Annotated in this window: 16 protein-coding genes; 4 read left to right on the top strand and 12 right to left on the bottom strand. The window is 71.3% G+C overall.

Annotated features, from left to right (window positions below; translation table 11 throughout):
- Positions 1–3: 3 nt before the first annotated feature.
- Complete coding sequence (gene smc / locus ASG45_RS10085) at positions 4–3522, bottom strand: chromosome segregation protein SMC (protein ID WP_055836630.1); 3519 nt, start codon at positions 3520–3522, stop codon at positions 4–6.
- 461 nt (positions 3523–3983) lie between these two features.
- Between smc and ASG45_RS10080 the strand changes: the two genes are divergently transcribed.
- Entirely contained in the window at positions 3984–4250 is a 267-nt protein-coding gene (locus tag ASG45_RS10080) for a hypothetical protein (protein ID WP_055836626.1), read from the top strand.
- 70 nt (positions 4251–4320) lie between these two features.
- On the top strand, positions 4321–5403 hold the full coding sequence (locus ASG45_RS10075; RefSeq protein ID WP_055836624.1) for a GNAT family N-acetyltransferase: 1083 nt from the start codon (positions 4321–4323) through the stop codon (positions 5401–5403).
- A gap of 75 nt (positions 5404–5478) precedes the next feature.
- On the opposite strand, the gene mutM is transcribed toward ASG45_RS10075, so the two are convergent.
- The 6 genes from mutM to ASG45_RS10045 form a co-directional block, all read right to left on the bottom strand.
- Positions 5479–6369 (bottom strand): bifunctional DNA-formamidopyrimidine glycosylase/DNA-(apurinic or apyrimidinic site) lyase, encoded by an 891-nt coding sequence (gene mutM, locus ASG45_RS10070; RefSeq protein ID WP_055836621.1) that lies wholly within the window; start codon positions 6367–6369, stop codon positions 5479–5481.
- Entirely contained in the window at positions 6362–7054 is a 693-nt protein-coding gene (gene rnc / locus ASG45_RS10065; protein WP_055837861.1) for a ribonuclease III, read from the bottom strand. The genes mutM and rnc overlap by 8 nt, the downstream gene beginning before the upstream one ends.
- Before the next feature lie 52 nt (positions 7055–7106).
- Positions 7107–7316, bottom strand: a complete 210-nt coding sequence (gene rpmF, locus ASG45_RS10060) for a 50S ribosomal protein L32 (RefSeq protein WP_055836618.1) — start codon at positions 7314–7316, stop codon at positions 7107–7109.
- Between the two features lie 2 nt (positions 7317–7318).
- Positions 7319–7813 (bottom strand): YceD family protein, encoded by a 495-nt coding sequence (locus tag ASG45_RS10055; protein ID WP_055836614.1) that lies wholly within the window; start codon positions 7811–7813, stop codon positions 7319–7321.
- Between the two features lie 147 nt (positions 7814–7960).
- Positions 7961–8458 (bottom strand): pantetheine-phosphate adenylyltransferase, encoded by a 498-nt coding sequence (coaD, locus tag ASG45_RS10050; RefSeq protein ID WP_055836612.1) that lies wholly within the window; start codon positions 8456–8458, stop codon positions 7961–7963.
- 42 nt (positions 8459–8500) lie between these two features.
- On the bottom strand, positions 8501–10681 hold the full coding sequence (locus tag ASG45_RS10045; RefSeq protein ID WP_055836609.1) for an ATP-dependent DNA helicase RecG: 2181 nt from the start codon (positions 10679–10681) through the stop codon (positions 8501–8503).
- 99 nt (positions 10682–10780) lie between these two features.
- Between ASG45_RS10045 and ASG45_RS10040 the strand changes: the two genes are divergently transcribed.
- The gene (locus tag ASG45_RS10040) at positions 10781–11344 is read left to right on the top strand and encodes an RsmD family RNA methyltransferase (RefSeq protein WP_055836607.1); all 564 of its coding nucleotides are present in this window, start codon (positions 10781–10783) and stop codon (positions 11342–11344) included.
- 84 nt (positions 11345–11428) lie between these two features.
- On the opposite strand, the gene thiL is transcribed toward ASG45_RS10040, so the two are convergent.
- Complete coding sequence (thiL, locus tag ASG45_RS10035; protein WP_055836603.1) at positions 11429–12433, bottom strand: thiamine-phosphate kinase; 1005 nt, start codon at positions 12431–12433, stop codon at positions 11429–11431.
- A gap of 25 nt (positions 12434–12458) precedes the next feature.
- On the opposite strand from thiL, the gene ASG45_RS10030 reads away from it, so the two are divergent.
- Complete coding sequence (locus ASG45_RS10030) at positions 12459–12962, top strand: DUF3515 family protein (RefSeq protein ID WP_055836600.1); 504 nt, start codon at positions 12459–12461, stop codon at positions 12960–12962.
- Positions 12963–13031: 69 nt separating this feature from the next.
- Here the strand turns inward: ASG45_RS10030 and ASG45_RS10025 are convergent, their stop codons facing one another.
- From ASG45_RS10025 to murA, 4 genes are read right to left on the bottom strand one after another with little or no spacing between them, the layout of a single operon-like run.
- Complete coding sequence (locus tag ASG45_RS10025; protein ID WP_055836596.1) at positions 13032–14117, bottom strand: D-alanine--D-alanine ligase family protein; 1086 nt, start codon at positions 14115–14117, stop codon at positions 13032–13034.
- Entirely contained in the window at positions 14017–15159 is a 1143-nt protein-coding gene (locus ASG45_RS10020; RefSeq protein WP_055836593.1) for an NAD(P)H-dependent glycerol-3-phosphate dehydrogenase, read from the bottom strand. The genes ASG45_RS10025 and ASG45_RS10020 overlap by 101 nt, the downstream gene beginning before the upstream one ends.
- Positions 15149–15898: a lysophospholipid acyltransferase family protein gene (locus ASG45_RS10015; RefSeq protein ID WP_055836590.1), complete on the bottom strand. Its 750-nt coding sequence runs from the start codon at positions 15896–15898 to the stop codon at positions 15149–15151. The genes ASG45_RS10020 and ASG45_RS10015 overlap by 11 nt, the downstream gene beginning before the upstream one ends.
- Positions 15895–17268 (bottom strand): UDP-N-acetylglucosamine 1-carboxyvinyltransferase, encoded by a 1374-nt coding sequence (murA, locus tag ASG45_RS10010; protein ID WP_055836587.1) that lies wholly within the window; start codon positions 17266–17268, stop codon positions 15895–15897. The genes ASG45_RS10015 and murA overlap by 4 nt, the downstream gene beginning before the upstream one ends.
- Positions 17269–17285 lie beyond the last annotated feature (17 nt).

The raw sequence follows: 17285 nt of genomic DNA, 5'->3' as shown, positions 1-17285 counted from the left end.
GCTTCAGCTTACGGGGGCGGCTTCGCCCCGCGCGGCGGCGCGATCGCCCACGCGCTGTCCGACCACGGCCGACACGCCGTCCTGACGCATCGAGACCCCGTAGAGGGCGTCGGCGATCTCCATCGTGCGCTTCTGGTGGGTGATGACGATGAGCTGGCTGCTCGCGCGGAGCTTCTCGAACACCCCCAGCAGGCGACCGAGGTTGGCGTCGTCGAGCGCCGCCTCGACCTCATCGAGGATGTAGAAGGGGCTGGGTCGCGCGGTGAAGATCGAGGTCAGGAACGCCACGGCCGCCAGCGAGCGCTCCCCGCCCGACAGCAGCGACAGCCGCTCGATCTTCTTGCCGACCGGGCGCACCGACACCTCGATGCCGGTGGTGAGCGGATTGTCGGGGTCGGTCAACGAGATGCTCCCCGCACCGCCCGGGAACAGGATGGGGAAGATCTCGGTGAAGGCGACCCGCGTGTCCTCGAAGGCCGCGACGAAGATCGTCTGCATGCGGTCGTCGAGCTCGGCGATGATCGTCTGCAGGTCGGCGCGCGTCTGCTGCAGGTCGGCGAGCTGCTCGGTCAGGAACGCGTGCCGCTGCTCGAGGGCCGCGAACTCCTCGAGGGCGAGGGGGTTCACCCGTCCCAGCTGGCCGAGCTTGCGTTCGGCTTCCTGCAGACGCTTCTTCTGCGCCGCGCGGTCGAAGGGCACGCCGTCACCGTCGCCCTCGCCGGGAACGACCTGGTCGGGACCGTATTCCGAAACGAGAATGCTCTCGTCGAGCGCGAGCTCCGAGTGCACGCGTTCGAGAAGGCTGGTGATGTGCAGCTTCTGCTCGTGCATCTGCAGCTCGAGACCGTGGACGCTCTCGGTGAGACGCGCCAGGCGCTCGCGCACCCCGCTCTCCTCGGTGCGCGCTCGGCTCAACTGCTCGGTCACGGCCGTTCGGGCCGACTCCGCGGCGGAGAGCTCGACGCGTGCCTCGCTCACCGATCGATCCACGGAGTCGAGCACCGCCGGGAGGTGCCCGGCGACCTCGGCGGCGATCTCGCGCTGCGCGCGACGGATGACCGTGCGTCGCGCCGCCTCGTCGGCCGCCGCGCGCTCTCGCTCCCGCTGCTGCTCGAGCTGCACGATGCGGGCCTCGCCCGCGCGCACCCGCTCGCGGAGCGTCTCGATGTCGAGTCGCGCCCGCATCTCCCCCTCGCGCGCCGCCTCGACCTCGGCGAGGAATCCGTCGCGCGCCGACACGTCGAGGATGGGGCGGGGCGTCTCCTGGGCACGGCGCAGCGCCTCCTCGGCGACGCGGGCGGTGGCCTCGGCCTCGGCGACGGCGGCCTCGGTCTGCGCGAGTCCGGCCGCCAGGCGTTCGCACTCCGCCACGGCGGCCTCATGCCGCACCGTCACGCGGTTCACCTTCTCGGCGTGCGCCGCCAGCGCGGCGTCGTGCGCGCGCAGGGTCGACAGCGCGTCCTTGGTGCGTTGACGCGCCTCGCTCTGGTGACGCTGCTCGTCGCCGAGGGCCTCGCGCAACGAATCGGCGATCACGACGATCTCGTCGAGCCGCTCGCTCGCGGCGGCGCGTTCGGCGGCGAGCTCGAGGCGCGAACCGCCCGCTCCCGAACCGGCGCGCAGGGTGCGCGCGGTCAGCACCTCTCCGGCGCGGGTCACCAGGGTGATGTCGTGGGCGAGCGAGGGCAGAGCCGTCCGGGCGGTCGCCAGGTCGTCCACGACGACCACCCGCGACAGGATGGCGCTCACCCCCGACGAGGCCGTGACGACCTGCGCGGCGGGCACCCCGCCCGCCACCGTCGGCGGGGCGTCCGAGACGGCGGCATCGGCGATCGCGATCTCGACGAGCCCCAGATCGGAGTCGGCGGCCGTCCGGGCAGCGGCGAACGCCGCGTCGATGTCGTCGACGAGCAGACCCTCCGCGAGGGTGCCGAGGGCGGCGGCGATCGCCGCCTCGAAGCCGGCCGTCACCCGCACGTCGTCTCCGACGAGCCCCCGGATGCCGGTGCCCCCGGCCGCGATCAGTTCGGCCGCGGCGTTGCGCACGTCCAGCGCGCGTCCGAGCGCGGCCGTCTGCGCCGACAGCGCGTCGCGCTCGCGCTCGGCCGCGTGCAGGCGTTCCCGCAGCGCCGCCACCTGCGTCTCGGCGTCGTTCGCGTCGCGCTGGGCGCGCTCGTACGCCGTGGCGTGTTCGACGGTGGACGCCTCGGGCACGACGTCGGGATCGAGCGCCGCCCGCGCCTCTTCCGCTTCGGCGCGCCGGGCGAGCGCGGCCTCGAGCGCACGCTGCTGACGCTCCACGCCCGCGCGCACCGCGGTGAGGGCCGAGTGGGCGGCATCCGCGGCTCCGCGCAGGGTGGTGAGGCGCATGTCGTGCTCGGACACCAGCGCGCTCTGCGCGGAGATCTCGGTGTCGAGGGCGTCGAGCTCGGCGCGAGCCCGCGCCACGGCCCGTGCGGCATCCGCGGCGGCGTCGTGCGCGTCTCCGAGACCGGCAGCGATGTCGTCGATCTCGGCGCGGACGTCGTCGATCATGGTCTGCGTCACCGTGGGGGCGAACCCCGCGCCGTCGGCGTCGTCGTCGGCGAGCAGCGTCAGACGCTGCCCGGCCAGGCTGTAGAGCCCGCGCAGACGCTCCTGCACCTGCTCGAGCGCGAAGGCGACGCTGCGCGCACGGTCGACCGCCTCGGAACGCTGGTCGTTCTCGAGCCGCTCCACCCGCTGACGCAGCCCATCGGCCTGCTCCTGCAAGCCCAGGCGTTCGGTGTGCCGCTCGCTCTCGGCGCGGGCGGCGTCGGCGAGCTGCCCGCGCAGGCGCACCAGTTCGTCGGCGTACAGCCGGGCTTTCGCATCGCGCACGACCGCCGCGATCGTCGCGGCCTCGCGTGCGACCTCGGCCTGCTTGCCGAGCGGCTTCAGTTGGCGTCGCAGCTCCCCCGCGAGGTCGCTGAGACGGGTGAGGTTGGTCTCCATGGCCTCGAGCTTGCGCGCGGTCTTCTCTTTGCGACGGCGGTGCTTGAGGATCCCCGCCGCCTCTTCGATGAACCCGCGCCGATCCTCGGCCGTCGCCTGCAGAACGGTGTCGAGGCGGCCCTGGCCGATGATGACGTGCATCTCGCGGCCCAGGCCCGAGTCGCTCAGCAGCTCCTGCACGTCGAGAAGTCGGCACGTCTGTCCGTTGATGGCGTATTCGCTCGCGCCGGTGCGGAACAGCGTGCGGCTGATCGTCACTTCGCTGTAGTCGATGGGCAGGGCGCCGTCGCTGTTGTCGATCGTCAGGTGCACCTCGGCGCGCCCGAGGGGTCCACGCGTGGACGTTCCGGCGAAGATGACGTCTTCCATCTTGCCGCCGCGGAGCGTCTTCGCTCCCTGCTCGCCCATCACCCAGGCGAGGGCGTCGACGACGTTGGATTTCCCCGATCCGTTCGGCCCGACGATGCAGGTGACGCCGGGTTCGAGGGCGAAGGTCGTGGACGAGGCGAAGGACTTGAAGCCCTTGAGCGTCACGCTCTTGAGGTGCATGTCACCCCGCCTTCCCGCGATCGAGTACGGCCTCACGGTACCCGAGATTCCGCGGGATTCCGCGGCGCCAAGCCGCGCACCGTTGTCGCGACGCGCCCGGAGGGCACGCCAATCTGGACGAACGCTTGACATTCGCGCGCGCACCTCGCTAGCGTCGGTGGTCGCAACCGACGACGAAAGGAGGTCCTCCCATGATTCGCACTCTCACCGGCTTCACCGCCACCGGCTTCATCGCCGTTCCCGTGCTCTCCGCACCGTTCACCGGAGTGACCACCGCCGTCGGAATGCCCTCCCGCCAGGGTTGACCCGCCCCACGGGGTTGTCACCTCGCGTCGAGACGCCGTCCGTCTCCGCTTCCCGTGCCGTATCCCTCGGATGCCGTGCACCCGATCCTCTGGATCCTTCCCGTGCGAGCTCGGCTCGCGCGATTCTTTCCGCTCTTCTCTTCTCGGAGCCTCCGCATGAGCACTCTGCCCACGCACGCGCCGCACTCTGCATCTGCCGCGCCCGCCCCTCTCACCATCCCCGTCACCGACCACCCGGTCGGCCGCCTCGACCGACTGACCCTGCGTCTCGGCCTCTGGCTGCTGACCCGTCACGCCGCCCGGATCCACGCGATCGAGCGGCGTGCCGCCGCCGTCCACCGGGCACGGCAGCACGACGCCCAGCGCACCCAACGCGAACGCGACTGGTACCGCGCCGCCGCGCTGCAGCGTCCGCCGGCCTGACCCGGCAGTGCCGTCCCCTCGGGGGCGGCACTGCTCGCCCCCTTCTCCCCGCAAGAAAGACACATACGACATGACTTCGCTTCCCGCCGGCCTCGAGCTGCGCCCCCTGCACGTGCCGATCTCGATCGATGCCCCCGATGCCGCCGACTTCCGCGAGATGGCCCGGGTGCGAAACCTGGTCTACGCCGAGATCTCCGGACACGACGACAACTCCATGCCCGCCGACGAGCTGCTGCCGTCGTACCAGCCCGACCCCTCTCAGGTGCGTTACTGCTGGTTGGCCGTGCTCGACGGTGAGGTCGTGGGTCGTGCCTCACTCGACCTGCCGCAGGAAGAGGGGGCGCGCACCGGGTTCTGGCTCGTGGAGCTCCGACGCTCCGTCCGGAACCGCGGCATCGGTCGGGCCGCCTTCGCCCTGATCGAGCGCACCGCGCGCGAGCATCACCGCACCGTGCTGCAGGCCTGGGCCGAGCACCCCGAGACCGACGGACCGCGGCTGGCCGCACCGACCGGATTCGGCTCCGTCCCGCGCGACCACGCGGCGCGCTTCTTCCAGGCCTCGGGGAGCACCCTCGAGCAGGTCATGCGCGTCAGCAGCCTCGACCTCGCCGGCGCCGCACCGCGGGTGCGGGACCTGCTCGACGAGGCCGAGCGCGCGGCCCGCGGCTATCGCGTCGTGCAGTGGGCGCTCCCGACCCCGGACGAGTTCGTCGAGTCCTTCGCCGCGATGAAGTCCCGCATGGTCACCGACGCCCCCTCGGCCGACCTCGAGTTCGACGAGGAGGTGTGGGATGCCGCGCGCGTCCGCCGCTTCGAGGCGACCTACCTCGACGCGGGTCGCCACATGCTCATCACCGCCGCGCAGCACGTGGACTCCGGGGAGCTGGCGGCGTTCACCGAACTCGTCATCGGCAAGGACCGCTCGGCGATGTCGCATCAGGAGGACACCCTTGTCACGGCGCCCCACCGCGGCCACCGCCTGGGGATGCTGGTGAAGTGCGCCGCCCTGCAGGCCTGGCGCGAGATCGCCCCCGACTCTCCGCGAGTGATGACGTACAACGCCGAAGAGAACCGCCCGATGCTGTCGATCAACGAGCGCATCGGGTTCGTTCCGGTCGCCTACGAGGGCGTGTGGAAGAAGGTGCTCGACTGACATCCGCCCGACCGGGAGAGGTTCCCGCGCGTCCCGCGAACCGCGGCGCGCGGGAACCGGGCGCCGGCGGGTCGCTCACCGCACGCGCTGGCAGTACGGACAGAAGTGGCTCGAGCGGTTCATGAACGACACGCGCACGATCGGGCGCCCGCATCGCGGGCACGGTTGACCGGTGCGGCCGTAGGCGTTGAGCGAGTGCGCGAAGTACCCGGCCTGCCCGTTCACGTTGACGTACTGCGCGTCGAAGCTCGTGCCGCCCTCGGCGAGGGCCTTCTCGAGCACGGCCTGCACCTCGGCCAGCAGACGGTTCACGGCACGGGTCGACAGAGCCGACGCCGCGGTCTCGGGGTGGATGCGCGCGGCCCACAGCGACTCGTCGGCGTAGATGTTGCCGATGCCGCTGGCCACGGTCTGATCCAGCAGCACGCGCTTGATGCCCGATGCGGTGTGCGCCAGGCGCGCGCGGAAGCGATCGGCGCGGAAGGCGGGGTCGAGGGGATCGCGGGCGATGTGGGCCACCTGCGTCGGCACCCGGGCGAGGTCGGATCCACGCCCCGCCGCGGCGCCGTCGGCGGTGTCCACGAGGGTGTCGACCGCGAGCGATCCGAACGTGCGCTGATCGGCGAAGACCACCGACAACGGCCCGTGCGCAGGGTGCTCGAGCTCGATGCGGATGCGCTCGTGGCGCTCTTCGGGTGCCCCGGGAACACGAAGCAGCATCTGACCGCTCATGCCCAGGTGGGTGACGATGGCCTCGGTGTCGGAGACCGGCATCCACAGGAATTTGCCCCGGCGCACCGCCGACGAGATGCGGCGACCTGTGAGCTCGGCTTCGAAGTGCGCGGCTCCCCCGGTGTGCCGGGTGAGGGCGCGTTCGTCGCGCACGTCGACCGACGCGATGACGGCGCCGGTGACCGCGGGTTCGAGTCCCGCGCGGACGACCTCGACCTCGGGGAGTTCAGGCACGCGCGTCGAGTTCGCGCCAGGCGGTGAGGGCGGCGGCCATCTCCGCCTGCTTCTTGCTCGACCCGGCACCCGTGGTCACGACCTCGCCGACGGTCACGGTGGCCGTGAAGCGACGGTCGTGGTCGGGCCCGGTCGCCTCGACGCCGTAGACGGGAGCCGGAAGCCCCAGCCGCGCAGCGATCTCTTGCAGACTCGTCTTCGGGTCCATCGCCGCGCCGTAGCGTTCGGGGTCGGCGAAGAGCGGTTCGACCAGGCGCAGCACCATGTCGGTGGCGGCATCCGGTCCCGCCGAGAGGAACGTCGCCCCGATCACGGCTTCCATGGTGTCGGCGAGGATCGAATCCTTATCACGACCGCCGGTCAGGATCTCGCCCCGGCCGAGCCGCACGTGATCGCCGAGGCCGATGGTGCGCGCCACCTCGGCGAGGGCCACGGTCGACACGACGCTCGCGCGTCGCTTGGCGAGGCTTCCCTCGTCGAGATCCGGATGCCGGGTGAACAGCCGCACGGTCACGGCTTGGCCCAGCACCGAGTCGCCGAGGAACTCGAGACGTTCGTTGTGCGGGATGGCGCCGTTCTCGTAGGCGAACGAGCGGTGGGTCAGGGCAAGCGAAAGAAGCTCGGGGTCGATGTGGACCCCGAGCTTCTCGGTGAGCGCTGAGCGCCCGACGGTGTTTCGCGTCACGGTGTTTCGCGTCACAGTGTTTCGCGTCGCAGTGTCTCGTCGCGGGCGACGATCAGACGTCGGCGACCTTGCGGCCCTTGTACTCCATGAAGAGTTCGGTGCCCTGCGAGTCGGTGACGACCTTGGCCTGGTGGGGGCGGCTGTAGACGACCTTGCCGTTCTCGATGGTCTTCACCAGCGGAGTGGGTTCGGCCTTCCACTGCGCGCGGCGCGAGCGGGTGTTCGAGCGGGAGACTTTCCGCTTCGGGGGGTTACCTGCCATGGCTAGCTCTTCTCTGTCTTGGGGGCGGCGCGGAGCGCATCGCCGTCGTCTGGGGTGTACTGCTGGAGCGCAGCCCATCGAGGATCAACGGACGTCTGCTCCGTGTCGCCGGTGCTTTCCGTCAGCCTCTCGCCCGTATTCGGGTCGAGCCCGGGGCAGTCCGGCTGACACACCGGCTGGAACGGAAGCGACAGGACAATGGTGTCCCGGACCAGATTTTCAAGATCCACGTGGTCGTCTTGAACGTCGAAGTCACTCGCTTCGTTCCCAGGATACGTGAAAAGTTCCTGGAACTCGACTTCGACAGGCTCCTCGATGTCGATGAGGCATCGGCCGCACACGCCGGTGGCGGTGGTGTCGACGGTGCCGGACACGAGGATGCCCTCGTGCACCGACTCCAGACGCACCTCGATCTCGAGGGGCTCGGCCTCGGGGATCGAGACGAGTCCTTCACCCCACTTCTCGGGCGCGGGGATGTCGAGGCTGTGCTCGCGCATCTCTCCCGCGTGGTGCTCGATGTCACGTACGGGGAGTTGGAAGGGACCGGGTCGGCGGGTTCTCACGGTCGTCTATGCTACCCGCGCGCCCCTGAACACGGGCCGGATGCCGCGTCGCGACCCGCCGCGGACCGGTGGGACCCGCGGTCAGAGCCCGCGTGCCCCGGTGTCGAGGAAACGGGCGACGGCCGGGGGGACGTACGGCGACACGTCGCCGCCGAGCCCCGCGACCTGTCGCACGAGCGAGCTCGACACGAGCGCGTGCGAGGGATCGGGCAGCAGGAACACCGTCTCGACGTGGGCGAGGTCGCGGTTGACGATCGCCATCGGGGTCTCGTAGGCCACGTCCACCTGCGAACGGATGCCCTTCACGAGAACTCGGGCGCCGACCTCGGTGGCGTAGTCGACCAGGAGCCCCATGCTCCAGGCCGCCACGATGACGTCGCCCTCGATCCCGGCCTCCGAGATCGACTGCTCCAGCAGCGACTGCCGCTGCGCGAGGGGCAGCATCGCCTCTTTGCCCGGGTTGTGCACGACCAGCACGTGGAGCTGATCGAACAGCCCCGCCGCGCGGCGGATCACATCGAGGTGACCGAGGGTCGGCGGGTCGAATGAGCCGGGGACGACGGCGATCCGGGGGTTCATGCCGTCAGCCTACCGACGACGCCCCGCACCCGGCCCGCGCCGTCACGACTTCGCGAGCGCCGCCCGCTCCTCCACGCCGACGCGGCGCTCGAGCGCGGCCGCCAGACCGGGATGCCGCTCCAGCGTCGGATCGTCGGCCAGCAGCCGCTCCCCCTCGGCGCGGGCTTCGGTGATGAGATCGGCATCGGTCACCACGCGCAGCAGTCGCAGCGACGAGCGCACGCCCGACTGCGCCCCGCCGAGCACATCGCCCTCGCCCCGCAGCTCGAGATCGACCTCGGCCAGCGCGAAGCCGTCGAGCGTGCTCGCTACGGCCTCGACACGCGATCGCGATGACGAACCCGGAGACGCCTCGGTGACCAGCAGACACAGGCCCGGCACCCCGCCGCGGCCCACGCGTCCGCGGAGCTGGTGGAGTTGCGAGACCCCGAAGCGATCGGCCTCGAGGATCACCATGGTCGAAGCGTTCGGCACGTCGACGCCCACCTCGATCACGGTTGTGGCCACGAGGACGTCGATGTCGCCGCGCGCGAAGGCCTGCATGACCGCGTCCTTCTCGTCGGCCGGCAGCTTGCCGTGCAGGATCTGCACGCGGATGTCCGCGAACGACGGCATGCGCGACAGCATCTCTTCGACCTGCACGACGCCCCACCGGGTGCGGCCGCTCTCGGCGGCGGCCGCCGCGGCCGGGGCGTCGGCGGGTTCGTCGGTCTTCTCGTCGGCGGCGAGCTGTTCGGCATCGATGGCCGCGCACACGACGAACGCCTGGCGTCCGAGACGCACCTCTTCGGCCACCCGGTCCCACACCCGCGCGAACCACCCGGGCTTCTCGGCCAGCGGAGCCACGAACGATTGGATGCCGGCACGCCCGGCCGGCATGGTGCGGATGGTCGAGACGTCGAGATCGCCGAACACCGTCATGGCGACGGTGCGCGGGATCGGCGTCGCCGTGAGCACGAGCGTGTGCGGCGATTCGCCCTTGGAGCGCAGTGCCTCGCGCTGCTCGACACCGAAGCGATGCTGTTCGTCGACGACGACGAAGCCCAGCTCGGCGAAGGTCGTGCGGGCGCTGAGCAGCGCGTGGGTGCCCACGACGATGCGGGCCTGCCCCGAGGCCACCCGGAGCGCGGCCTTGCGGCGCTCGGCGGCGGGCAGCTGGCCGGTGAGCAGGGTCGGCATGAGCTCGGGCGCGAGCTCGGGGCCCAGCATGCGGGCGATGGAGCGCAGGTGCTGAGCGGCGAGCACTTCGGTGGGGGCGATGAGTGCCGACTGCCCGCCCGACTCGGCGACCTGCAGCATCGCCCGCAGGGCGACGAGCGTCTTGCCCGACCCCACCTCGCCCTGCACGAGCCGGTTCATCGGCCAGTCGCCGATCATGTCGGCGGCGATCCGGGCACCCACGCTCTGCTGGTCGGGGGTGAGCTCGAACGGCAGGATCGCGTCGAACCTCTCGAGCAGCCCGCCCGCGGCGGCGGGACGCTTCGTGGCCGACAGGGCCCGCACGAACTGCCGCTGCTGCAGGAGGGCGGTCTGCAGCACGAAGGCCTCGTGCATGCGCAGCGTCGCCACGGCCGGAGCGATGTCGTCGTCGTCTTCGGGCCGGTGGATGTGTTCGAGCGCCGTGCGGGCGTCGACGAGCCCTCGGCGCGCCCGCAGGTCGTCGGGCAGCGGATCGTCGATGTCGCCCACGGCGTCGAGCACGAGCGAGATGGTCTTCTGCACGAGGGGGCTGGGGACCGAGCTGGTGGCCGGGTAGATCGGGATGGGGCGCTTGGCGGTGACCTCGGCTTCGGCCCGGGCTTCGGCGATGTCGTCGAACAGCTCGTAGTCGGGGTTGGTGAGCTGCGTCTGCCGCCGGTACTCGCCGACCTTGCCCGAGAAGATGCCCCGGCGACCCGGGGTGAGCTCTTTAAGGCGCCAGGGCTGATTGAAGAAGGTCAGCGACATGCGCCCGTCGCCGTCGCTGATCACGACCTCGAGAAGCGACCCGCGGCGGTTCTGCATACGCCGCTCGCTCGCGCTCACGACCTCGGCCACGATGGTCACGGGCTCACCGAGCGGCAGCGTCGCGATCGGCGTGAGCTCGCCGCGTCGGGCATAGCGACGCGGGTAGTGCTCGAGGAGTTCGCCCACGGTCTTCATGCCGAACGCGCGATCGAACGCGGCCGCCGTCTTGCCGCCGATGACACCGTCGAGACGGGAGGCGAGCGTGAGAGCGGGCATGCTCCGAGTCTAGGGAGAGCCGCCGACACCGTCGTCCGGCCGCACGGGGCTGTGCATACGCGCGCGGTGACCGGCCGCGCCGGAGCCTAGGCTGAGACCGTGACGCGCATCATCTCCGGCCGCGGCGGCGGCACCGTCCTCGACGTCCCCCCGAAGGGCACCCGCCCCACCAGCGACCGCGTTCGAGAGTCGCTGTTCGGCGCGCTGGAGTCGGCGGGGCTGCTCGACGACGCCCGCGTCGCCGACCTGTACGCCGGCTCCGGGGCCCTCGGGCTCGAGAGCCTCAGCCGCGGAGCCGCCTCCGCGGATCTCGTGGAGCTGTCGGCCCCCGCGGCCGCGTTGATCCGCACGAACGCGGACCGCCTGCGCTCGGCCGGGGTGACCGCCCCCGCGCGGGTGCACCGCGCGAACGTGACGACGTTCCTGTCGGCATCCACCGCCGAGTGGGACCTCGTCTTCCTCGACCCGCCCTACGACCTCGGCGACGACGAGCTGACCCGGGCACTGGTCGCTTTGGCGCCCCGTCTGAGCGCGGATGCCACGGTCATCGTCGAGCGGGCCACGCGCTCGACCGCGCCCGACTGGGCGGCCGCCGGCCTCGAGGCCGAGCGCGACCGCGCCTACGGCGACACGACCATGTGGTGGGGCCGACCGACGCTCTGACGCCGGCGCTCCCGGGCTGGTGCGGGGAGTCGCCGGCCCGCGCCGACGACGACACGGCCCACTGGCCCCGGACGGCGGCGGTGATCAGCCGCGACCCGCGTCCCAATCGCGGTAGGGATCCCAGCCGGTGCGCCCCGTCCACGCGCGGCCGTCCACCGTGACGGCGTCGGCACCGCGCGGCACGACGGTTCCCACGCGATGACCGAGCGGCTCGGCATCCGGGGCGAAGGTGACGAGGAAGCCGTGGTCCTCCCCGCCCGCGAGAGCGAGGGCAGGGTTCTCGCCCAGGGTGGCGGAGTCGAAGGCCACCGTCACGCCGGAGGCGTCGGCCAGGCGGGTGGCGTCGAGAGCGAGGCCGTCCGACACGTCCATCATCGCCGTCGCCCCCGCGTCGGCCGCGCGCAGAGCCTCGGCGAGGGGCGGGCGCGGAGCGAGCTGTCGCGACAGGGCCAGGGCGTCGACGGCGCTGAGCGCCGCGCGCGTGTCGTCGGTGACGGGCAGCGGCGCGCCCTGGGCGTCGGTGAACCGCCCGAACAGCACCTCGAGGCCGCGCGCCGCGAGCCCGAGCTCGCCGATGACGTAGACACCGTCGCCCGCCCGCGCGCCCGATCGGCGCACCGGCTCCCGACCGTCGAGGCTGCCGAGCGCGGTCACCGCGATGGTCAGCGTGTCCGAGACCGTGAGGTCGCCGCCCTCGACCGCGCAGCCGGGGGCGAGTTCCGCGCACGCGGCCGCGAGTCCGTCGGCGAATCCGCGCACGAACGAGACCGGTGTCGACTCGGGCATCGCCAGGGCGACGAGCAGCGCGATCGGTCGCGCCCCCATCGCGGCCACGTCGGCGAGGTTCACGGCCGCCGACTTGAAGCCCAGGTCGAAGGGCGACGACCACGCCAGCCGGAAGTCGGGGCCGTGCACCAGGGTGTCGGTCGTCGCGACCACGCGCCCGTCGGGCACCGCGAGCACGGCCGCGTCGTCGCCCGGACCCACCGGCGCCGTCGAGGGCGGAAGGCGGTCGAGGATGCCCCGCAGGATCTGCCCCTCGGACAGCTCTCCCACGGTGGTCTCACGGGTGGTCTCGGCGTCGGTCACCCCTCCACGCTATTAGCCTGGAGGGGTGCCCCGCTCAACTCGGACCCTCGCGCTCCTCGCCGCCGTCGCCCTGATCCCGGGGCTCGCGGCGTGCAGCACGACCGTGCCGATGCAGCCCGCGAAGCTCGCCAACGACGCCGCGTGCGCCGAGGTCGTCTCGCGTCTGCCGGCCTCGATCTCGGGGCAGGACCGCCGCTGGACCGATGCGCAGGCGACCGGCGCCTGGGGCGACCCGGCCGCGATCCTCATGACCTGCGGCCTCGAAGCCCCCGGCCCCTCGACGCTGCCGTGCCGCTCGTTCGACGGCGTGGACTGGATCGTCGACGAGTCGCAGGCCGACCAGAACCGGTACACCCTGACGACGTTCGGGCGTCAGCCCGCCGTCCAGGTCTTCCTCGACTACGACATCGCGAGCAGTGGCGACGTCGCCCAGGCGCTGGGCCCGCTCATCCGCCAGTACCTGCCCGCCACCGGTTCGGTGTGCACCTCGGTCTCGGACGCGACGCCCGCGCCGACCCCGACGCCCTGAACGGCGCGACCGCACGCCGCGCGCGGCGCCCCCGTCGGCGACGCTCCGGCCGGTGCCCGTCGACGCGCGTCAGACCCGCTCGAGCGCCGCGTCGAGAAGGTCGCTGATGAGGTCGGGATACGTGAGACCCGAGGCGATCCAACAGGTGGGGAACATCGAGATCGGGGTGAAGCCCGGCATCGTGTTCACCTCGTTCACGTAGAACTCGGTGCCCGTGTAGAAGAAGTCGACGCGCGCGAGGCCCTGCCCGCCGATCGCCTCGAAGGCCTGGGCGGCGATGCGCTGCATCTCGGCGAGCTCACCGTCGCCGAGCTCCGCGGGACACACGAGATCGACGCCGGGGGCATCGAGGTACTTGGCCTCGAAGTCGTAGAACTCGCGCCCCGTGACCACGATCTCTCCGGCGACGCTCACGCGCACCGCTCCCCCGTCTCGCCCGGGCAGCACGCCGCACTCGAGCTCGCGCCCGACGATGGTCTGCTCGACGAGCGCGAGGACGTCTTCGGCGAAGGCGGTCTCGAGCGCCGCATCGAGGTCTTCCCAGCGCGACACCTTCGTGACGCCGACGCTCGAGCCAGCCTGGTTCGGCTTCACGAACACCGGAAGGTCGAGGGCGCGCATGCGGCGCTCCCACAGCGCCCGGTCGCGGGCGAGGTCGGCGCGCGTGACCGCGACCCACGGCACGACCGGGACGTTCGCCGAGCGCAGCACGCGCTTGGTGACGTTCTTGTTCATCCCGATCGCCGACATGAGCACCCCGGCGCCGGCGTAGGGGATGCCGAGCAGCTCGAGAAGGCCCTGCACCGTTCCGTCTTCGCCGAAGCGGCCGTGGAGGATGGGCATCACCACGTCGACCTCGCCGAGGGACCGGATGCCATCGGCATCCGTCACCGTCCACTCCCGCGAGAGCGTCGAGTCGGGCATCCGCACGCGGGTGCCGTTGTCGACCACCTGGGGCAGGGCCTCGGGGCGCAGGGCGAACTTGTCGGGATCGTCGTCTTCGAGCACGAAGGCGCCGTCGCGGGTGATCCCGACCGGGATCACCTCGAAACGCTCACGGTCGATCGACCGCAGAACCCCGCCCGCCGTGGCGGAACTGATCGAATGCTCGCTGGAGCGCCCGCCGAAGAGCACCACCACCACCGGTTTGGTCATTCTGCGTCCTCTCGCCCTGCGGCTGGTCGTCGTCTGTCGTGAGGTGCGGCGCGATGTCGCGCGGGTCCATGGTGCCGTCGAGCACCATTTTCACCTGCTGAACGATGGGCATGTCGACACCGACCTGCTTCGCCAGCTGCAGCACCGGGGCGACCGAGGCCAGCCCCTCGGCGGTCTGCTGCATCTGCGCGACCACCTCTTTGTAGCCGTATCCCTGACCGAGCAGGCGCCCCGCGGTGTTGTTCCGGCTGAGCGGCGACTGGCACGTCGCGATGAGGTCGCCGAGGCCCGCGAGACCCTGGAGCGTCTCGGGTTGCGCGCCCTGGGCGACCGCGAAGTCGGTCATCTCGACGAGGCCGCGCGTGATGATCGACGCCTTCGTGTTCTCGCCGTAGCCGACGCCGTCGACGATGCCGATGGCGACGGCGATGAGGTTCTTCAGCACTCCGCCGAACTCGGTGCCGATGACGTCGGTGTTGACGAAGGAGCGGAAGTACCGGTTGCGCGCACGACGGGCCACCGCTTCGGCGGTCTCGGGGCTGAGCGAGCTGATGACCGCCGCGGTCGGTTGCTCGCGCGCGATCTCGAGGGCGAGGTTCGGGCCGGATGCCACCGCGATCCGCGCCGGGTCGCACTCGAGCACCTGTGCGATGACCTGGCTCATGCGCAGCCCGGTCGTCTTCTCGACGCCCTTCATGAGAGAGACGATGGGCACGTCGGTGTGCTGCACGAGCGGCTTGATGGCGGCGAGGTTCTCGCGCAGCGATTGGCTGGGAACCGAGAGATAGATCTGCTCGGCGCCGGTGAGCGCCTCGGCGAGGTCGGTGGTCGCCGTCATGGTGCGCGGCAGGTTGATCCCGGCGAGATAGCGGCTGTTGCGCTTCGATTCGGTGATCTCGGCCGCGAGCTCGGCGCGTCGGGCCCACATGACCACCGAGGCTCCCCCGTCGGCCAGGATCTTGCCGAAGGTGGTCCCCCAGCTCCCGGCGCCGACGACGGCGACCTTGGGGCCGGCGAGGGGTGGCGCATTCCTACGGCTCAAGGCGCCCCGTCTCGTTCTGCCCGTGCTGCGACGGGTTCCACCGCTCGGCGGGGGCGGGAAGACCCCGGATGCCGGAGAGCAGGGCCGTGATCCGATTCATCATCGCGTCGGTCGCTCGGGTGAGCGTCGCCGGGTGCGTCGGGGTTGCCCGGTACTCGCTCATGTCCATGGCCGGACCGAACTCCACGATGACGTGCGAACGCCGGGGGAAGCGCAGCTTGCCGTAGCGGGGCAGGATCTGCTGCACGCCCCACTGCGCCATCGGGATGAGCGGCAGATCGGCGGCGAGGGCCAGGCGCACGGCTCCCGTCTTGCCACGCATCGGCCACAGGTCGGGGTCGCGCGTGAGAGTGCCCTCGGCGTAGACGATCACACCGCGGCCGTCGCGCGCGATCTGCTCGGCGGCCTTCATCGACTGGTTCGCGCTGGTCGACGCGCGGGGCACGGGCACCATGCCCGTGGCCTTCAGCGCGGCACCCAGCACGGGGACCCTGAAGAGGCTCTCCTTGGCCAGGAACCGCGGGGCCCGACCCAGCCGCCAGACGGCGACCGCGACGATCACGGGGTCGAACTCGGAGTTGTGGTTGGGAGCGATCACGTACGCGCCCTCGCGAGGGAGGTTCTCGGCCCCGCGGATCTCGATCCGCGCGAACAGACCCGTGATCGGGACGATGATCGCCGCGAGCGGCCAGAAGGCACTCGGGCGGCTCTTCTCGGAGGAAGCGGCCACGCGCGTCACCCCACGACGCGGAAGTCGGCGTCGAGAGCGGTGAGCTTCTCGAGGAACTTCTCGTAGCCGCGGCGGATGATGCCGATGTTGCGCACCGTCGACTCGCCCTCGGCCGCCAGCGCGGCGATGACGTAGCTGTAGCCGCCGCGCAGGTCGGGAACCTCGACGTCGGCCCCGTGCAGGGGCGTCGGGCCGTTGATGACGGCCGCCTGCTCGAGATCGCGACGCGGGACGCGCCGGTCGGCGCTCGACAGCCCCTTGGGGTGCACGACGATGTCGGCGCCCATCTTGTTGAGGGCCTCGGTGAAACCGAGTCGGTTCTCGTAGACGGTCTCGTGCACGGTGGAGGTTCCCGACGCCTGGGTGAGCGCCACGATGAGCGGCTGCTGCCAGTCGGTCATGAAGCCCGGGTGCACGTCGGTCTCGACCATGACGGGCTTGAGCGACTCGCCACGACGGAACAGGATGCCGTCCTCGCGGACGTCGAACCATCCGCCGGCCTTGCGGAAGACGTTGAGGAAGGTCAGCATGTCCTGCTGGCGGGCGCCCTTGGCGAAGATCTCGCCGTCGGTCGCCAGTGCCGCGCACGCCCAGGATGCGGCTTCGTTGCGGTCGAAGATCGCGCGGTGGTCGTAGCCGTCGAGCTTGTCGACGCCCTCGATGAAGATGACGCGGTTGGGCTCGTACGAGATGATCGCGCCCATCTTCTGCAGCACCGCGATGAGATCCATGATCTCGGGCTCGATGGCGGCGTTGCGCAGCTCCGTCACGCCCTTGGCGCGGACCGCGGTGAGCAGCACCTGCTCGGTCGCCCCGACGCTCGGGTACGGCAGCGTGATGTTCGCTCCGTGCAGGCCGTTCGGGGCCGTGATGCGGATGCCCTCGTAGCTCTTGTCGACGACCGCACCGAAGGCGCGGAGCGCGTCCATGTGGAAGTTGATCGGACGGTCGCCGATGCGGCATCCACCGAGGTCGGGAATGAGCGCCTCGCCGAGAAGGTGCAGCAGCGGTCCGCAGAACAGGATCGGGATGCGCGAGGCGCCCGCGTGCGCGTCGATCTCTTCGAAGTGCGCGGCGACCGCGCCCGAGGGATCGAGGTGCAGCGTGCCCTCTTCGTCGCCCTCGGTCACGGTCACGCCGTGCACCTCGAGGAGCGAACGCACGACCTTCACGTCGCTGATCATGGGCACGTCGCGCAGCGTGCTGGTGGTGCCGCCGAGAAGGGCTGCGACCATCGCCTTGGTGACGAGGTTCTTGGCCCCCTTGACCTCGACGGTGCCGCGCAGCGGGCGACCGCCGCGGATCGTGAGGGTCTCGGCCGCTTCCCAGTCGGGCTGTCCGGGGTTCTGATCTGCGGAATCGGTGACGAGTGTGCTCATAGGGGGGTGGACCTCAC

It is taken from the genome of Microbacterium sp. Leaf436 (assembly GCF_001424715.1).
Classification (GTDB): domain Bacteria; phylum Actinomycetota; class Actinomycetes; order Actinomycetales; family Microbacteriaceae; genus Microbacterium.
Note: the sequence above shows the minus strand (reverse complement) of the source record. Positions and strands in the feature narration are given on the sequence as shown.